A 3,784-nucleotide genomic window follows, 5' to 3' on the forward strand; every position below is an offset into this window, starting at 1 on the left:
CCGATCGTGAGATTGGGTACGAAATGCCCGTCCATCACATCCACGTGAATGAGATCGGCGCCCGCTTCGCAGACTGCGCGGATTTCCTCCGCAAGCTTTCCAAAATCCGCCGATAAAATACTGGGTGCTACATACATAAAATTCCTTTAAAATTTCAAGATGCGGAATTTTACTTAGTTTTGTCATAAATTTCGCTAAATTTAAACCGCAGCGGATTTTAAGCATAATTTGAAATTTTTTCGCTATAATCGCCATTTATTTTAATCATCAAGGATTTATTATGGCAAGAAGATGCGCAATCACCGGCAAAGGTGCGATGGTAGGAAACAACGTCAGCCACGCAAATAACAGGACCAAAAAGAAATTCCAGGTCAATCTACGCACCATCCGCGTTCAGCTAGAAGACGGCTCAACCAGACGAATCAAAGTAGCCGCCTCAACTCTACGAACTATGAAAAAACAATCAAAATAACCTCTTAAAGAGGAATTTATGTCTGTTTTGGACAAGATCAAGCGATTCCTCGACTGGTCCGGCTCGACTAAGCCGGACATCAACCTCTACACAGAAATTTACGACCAGCTACGCCCTTTTCGCTTACCGCTGATAACCATCGTGCTGATGATGCTAATCGGCACGCTAGGCTATGTTTTTATAGCGGGCTTTTCGCTCGTGGACGCCTTTTATCAGGCGGGTATGACCTTCACGACGGTAGGTTTTACCGAAGTAGCGCCGATATCGCCCGCGGGCAGAATTTTTACCGTCTTATTCATCCTCATGGGCTTTGGAACCTTTTCGTTTTGCCTGGGCGTCGTCGTCGAGGTCATAAAAAACGGCAAACTTCAAAATTTACTTAGGGAGCAACGAATGATCAATAACATCGCAAGACTCAAAAACCACTACATTATCTGTTACAACAACATCTACTGCGCCGAGCTTGCCAAGCAGTTTCGCGAAAATCATCTGCCTTTTGTCGTGATCGACCCCGATCCCGCTCTAGCCAAAATCGCCGAAGAAAACCGCTATCCATATTTCATCGTAGGCGAGCCGCACGTGGAAACCACGATGCTAAAAGCGCATCTGTCATCTGCGAAATCTGTCATCACGCTAAGTCCAAATTTAGCCGATAATATCGCAATAATCTCGCTAGTGCGCCTATACGAAAAGGAGCTTGGTCGCATCACCCCCTACTTCATCATGGCAAATAGCGATGATGACAGCGACACGCAGAGGCTAAAAAAACTCGGCGCAAATTCTATCGTCTCACCATCCAAACTCGCGGCACAAAGGCTCTCTGCGATCAGCGTGCGCCCCGATATGGAAAACATTTTGGAGCGATTTTTGTATAAAAAAGACTCTCTCATTGATATCGAAGAGATCACGGTGCCCGATTTTTCGTGGATCCGCTTTAAGCGCCTAAAAGAAACTCGCTTGCGTGATTTTACAAACGCCGACGTCGTGGGAATCAAAGAGCCCAACAGCCGCTTCATTCCGATGCCGGATGGCGACTATCTTATCGGTACGGGAGTGAAATTTTTAGTCATCGGCACGGCAGAGGGCATCCGCAACACTAAAAAACTCATCCGCAGCAAATACAAGCCACAGGAGATGAGATATGTTTAAAATCGCTAAGCTCGAGGGTGGCTTGCAAAATGTCGAGGGCTTTTATTTTGACGGCGTAAATTCGGGCTTTAAAAAAGAGGGTAACGATCTGGGATTTATCCGCGCAGATGAGCCCTTTGCCGTAAGCGCGATCTTTACGAGCAATAAATTTCAAGCCGCGCCGATTAGGCATTTCAAAAGGGCGCAAGAAGGCGCGGGCGGAGAGCTTAAAACAAATTTTATCCTCGTAAATTCTAAAAACGCAAACTCGATGACCGGGGAGCAAGGCATCGCCGATATCGATGAAATTTTTAGCGAGCTTGGCAAAAAGACCGCTCTGATGAACCCCGTTATGAGCTCCACCGGCGTCATCGGCTACCGCCTCAAAAAGGAAAAAATTATCGCCGCCGCGCAAAATTTTAACCTCTCGGCGCGAAACTCAGACGCCCTAGCCACGGCCATTATGACGACAGATACGATAAAAAAGGAGCTTGCATATGAAATTTCTTTAGAAAACGGCGAGAAATTTCACATCGCAGCCGTTTGCAAGGGCGCGGGTATGATCAATCCTGCGCTTGCGACCATGCTCTGCTTCGTCCTAACCGACGCAAAAATCCCGCGCGCGGATATGGACGAGCTGCTAAAAAAGTCGGCGGAGCAGAGTTTCAACACCGTAAGCGTCGACGGCGACACCTCCACCAACGATACGATTATGCTCTGCAGCAGCGCTAAATGCGCTTACGAAAAGGATGCCTTCGCCTCCGCACTAAACGCCCTTACGCACGAACTCGCGCTAATGCTGGTAAAAGACGGCGAAGGCGCAACCAAGCTGGTGCGATTTAGGGTAAGCGGTGCCGCAAATGCCGAAGACGCTCGCACGGCGGCAAAGGCGCTAAGCAATTCGCCGCTTGTTAAAACGGCGATCTTCGGCGAAGACCCGAATTGGGGTCGCATAGCCTCGACCATAGGCGCCTGCGGCATCGAATGCGACGAAGAAAAGCTGCGTATCAAATACGACGACGTGCTGCTTTATGACGCGCAAAATCGCGAGCTGGACGCCGCGCGCGAGGCCGCGGCTCACGCCGTAATGCAGCAAAAAAGCTTTACGATCTGGTGCGATTTAGGGCTCGGAGATGGCGAGTTTAGCGCATACGGCTGCGATCTTAGCTACGACTACGTAAAAATCAACGCGGATTATAGATCATAAAGATTCACAGCTTACTCTTTCATAATAAAAATCTCGTCTCGAAAATAGCGAATAGCAGCAGGGCTTTAAAGCTCTGCTCTTAAAATTTTATCATTTAAATTTGCCTGTTTTAAATTTTTAAATACTAAAATTTTACCTCTTAAAATTTGGAATCTCATGCGTGAAATTCAGTCTAAATTTGATAGCTGAAATTAGGTTTTAAGCGCTTTATTGATATACTTGAATAAATTTTTCAAAGGAGTAGGCATGTTTCATGAATACAGAGATTTAATCACTGAGTTAAAAGGCAAAAACGCGCGATTTGATTCGCTTTTCGAGAAACACGACGAGCTGGATCACAAGATCGCCGACGCACAAGCCGGCAGAGTGCATATGAGCGATCTGGAGATCGATGCGATGAAGAAAGAAAAGCTTCGCATAAAAGATGAGCTAGGCACCCTGCTAGCGCAATATAAAGCCGAAAAGGCAGATAAATAAAGTTGCTTGCGGCGAAATTAAGATGCAGCAGAGTGCTAGCAAGGCTAATTTCGCCGCTAAGCTTTAATCCGTGTTTAGAATTTTCTAATCTCAATAAGTTTAACCGCTTAAATTTGCCTCGCATGATAGAGATATTAAAACAGCGCGCCAAAACGAGTTAAAATTTATACCGCACGCTCCGCCTTGACACCACTAAATAATTTTTACGTATCGGCTACATCACTGCATGTACCAACAATGCGGTATTAGCGCAATCAAATATAATTCGTTACGGCTCTCTATCGCCCTTTCCGCTTCCAAAAATATCTCTTGCTGAATGCGTTTTGCGCTACAGAGTAAATTAAAATTTACGCTGCGTCGCCTGCAGCCTGGCTCTTAAATTTTACTTTGCAGCGAGCATTTTCTAGTAAATTTCAAATCTTGCGTTTTGCTTGTTTCAGGCGTAATACCTACTTTAAAATTCCGCATTTCGTAGAAATCTAAAGTTGGCGCTAGAATTT

Annotated in this window: 4 protein-coding genes and 1 pseudogene; 4 read left to right on the forward strand and 1 reads right to left on the reverse strand. The window is 45.9% G+C overall.

The window, feature by feature from the left end:
* Positions 1–137, reverse strand: a pseudogene (locus Q0256_RS05560) (ribulose-phosphate 3-epimerase); the annotation flags it as partial.
* A 143-nt stretch (positions 138–280) separates the two neighbouring features.
* Between Q0256_RS05560 and rpmB the strand changes: the two are divergent.
* From rpmB to Q0256_RS05580, 4 genes are all read left to right on the forward strand, one after another.
* Positions 281–472: a 50S ribosomal protein L28 gene (rpmB, locus tag Q0256_RS05565; RefSeq protein ID WP_040304421.1), complete on the forward strand. Its 192-nt coding sequence runs from the start codon at positions 281–283 to the stop codon at positions 470–472.
* Positions 473–490: 18 nt separating this feature from the next.
* Positions 491–1,621: a potassium channel protein gene (locus Q0256_RS05570; protein WP_297960908.1), complete on the forward strand. Its 1,131-nt coding sequence runs from the start codon at positions 491–493 to the stop codon at positions 1,619–1,621.
* On the forward strand, positions 1,614–2,807 hold the full coding sequence (argJ, locus tag Q0256_RS05575; protein ID WP_297960911.1) for a bifunctional glutamate N-acetyltransferase/amino-acid acetyltransferase ArgJ: 1,194 nt from the start codon (positions 1,614–1,616) through the stop codon (positions 2,805–2,807). Before Q0256_RS05570 ends, argJ begins: the two co-directional genes overlap by 8 nt.
* Positions 2,808–3,053: 246 nt before the next feature.
* Positions 3,054–3,284, forward strand: coding sequence for a YdcH family protein (locus tag Q0256_RS05580; RefSeq protein ID WP_177387402.1), 231 nt, complete (start codon positions 3,054–3,056; stop codon positions 3,282–3,284).
* Positions 3,285–3,784 lie beyond the last annotated feature (500 nt).

Origin of the sequence: uncultured Campylobacter sp., assembly GCF_937949835.1 — a bacterium.
Classification (GTDB): domain Bacteria; phylum Campylobacterota; class Campylobacteria; order Campylobacterales; family Campylobacteraceae; genus Campylobacter_B.

Bases quoted from the DNA above. Each gene is read 5' to 3' on its own strand.
- rpmB (WP_040304421.1), top strand. From the start codon at position 281: ATGGCAAGAAGATGCGCAATCACCGGCAAAGGTGCGATGGTAGGAAAC.
- Q0256_RS05570 (WP_297960908.1), top strand. From the start codon at position 491: ATGTCTGTTTTGGACAAGATCAAGCGATTCCTCGACTGGTCCGGCTCG.
- argJ (WP_297960911.1), top strand. From the start codon at position 1,614: ATGTTTAAAATCGCTAAGCTCGAGGGTGGCTTGCAAAATGTCGAGGGC.
- Q0256_RS05580 (WP_177387402.1), top strand. From the start codon at position 3,054: ATGTTTCATGAATACAGAGATTTAATCACTGAGTTAAAAGGCAAAAAC.